The sequence below is a fragment of the Bacillus sp. EB106-08-02-XG196 genome (assembly GCF_013396335.1).
Lineage (GTDB): Bacteria > Bacillota > Bacilli > Bacillales > Cytobacillaceae > Neobacillus.
This window is the reverse complement of the sequence record NZ_JABWSY010000043.1, coordinates 1-1,047: the sequence shown is the minus strand read 5'-3', so window position 1 is coordinate 1,047 and position 1,047 is coordinate 1. Positions and strand designations below refer to the sequence as shown.

Here is a 1,047-nt window from a genome sequence, read left to right as displayed (position 1 = left end):
GAGGGTTCATTAGGGTTCAATCATCATTATATTTTTATACCCAAATTGCTAGTTAATTTCATTGGAAAATAAATAAGTCGTGCTATCCTAATCTTAAAGCACTAAGCATTAGAAAGCGCACGACTTATATGACTTATAATAGCATACTTCCAAAAGTTTTTGTTTATTTACTGACAACCATTGAGACGCTTTATCAAACGAGGGTTTCCCTTGAGGTTCAAAACCGAAAGAACGTCCATCTCGCAACATCAGATTGCTTAGTTATCGCTTGTTACCTATGGGGCGTACTGCATTTTAGTGAAACGCTTAAAGCTAAGCACCAACTTGCTCAAAGTTTATTTCCTAATTTCCTAGAATATTCTCGCTTTGTCCGCCGTTGTAATGCCCTCTTACCGAGTATCCAAGTCATTCGCCAAGCACTCGTCTTTAAAGAGGTTGAAGGAATGAGTGTATCCATTATTGACAGCTTCCCCATTCCTTTGTGTCAGCCTATTCGTAATTTCAGAAGCAAAGTTCTTGGAGATTATGCAAATGTTGGCTACAATGCTACAAAGGGACAGTACTTCTATGGATGTAAATGTCATGCTTTAGTCAGTGAATCAGGCTATGTCATAGACTACACAATTACTCCTGCTTCAATGGCTGATAGTTCAATGACCGAGGAAGTGTTGAGTCAATTTGGGACACCAACAGTCCTTGGAGATATGGGATATCTAGGTCAGTCACTGCATGATAGGCTGGAATTAAAAGGAATTGATCTAATTACACCTGTCAGGAAGAACATGAAGCAAAAGAAAATCCTTTTCCCTAATTTTTCAAAACGTAGAAAAGTGATTGAGCGAGTTTTTTCTTTTTTGACAAATCTAGGAGCTGAGCGTTGTAAAAGTCGTTCGCCTCAAGGTTTTCAATTGAAATTAGAGATGATACTTTTAGCGTATTCTTTACTGTTAAAATCAGCTAAATCACTGGAACCAGAGACTTTAAGATATTCTATCGGGTATCAAGTCATGGCTAAATAATCAACTAGCAATTCGGGTATATGGAGGA

General features: G+C 37.8%; 1 protein-coding gene. It reads left to right on the top strand.

Annotation, left to right across the window (positions count from 1 at the left end; all coding sequences use genetic code 11):
• Nucleotides 1–128 precede the first annotated feature (128 nt).
• A complete protein-coding gene (locus tag MLOOGBEN_RS28790; protein ID WP_179161666.1) occupies nucleotides 129–1,019 on the top strand; it encodes an IS982-like element ISLll1 family transposase in 891 nt (296 codons plus the stop codon).
• Nucleotides 1,020–1,047 lie beyond the last annotated feature (28 nt).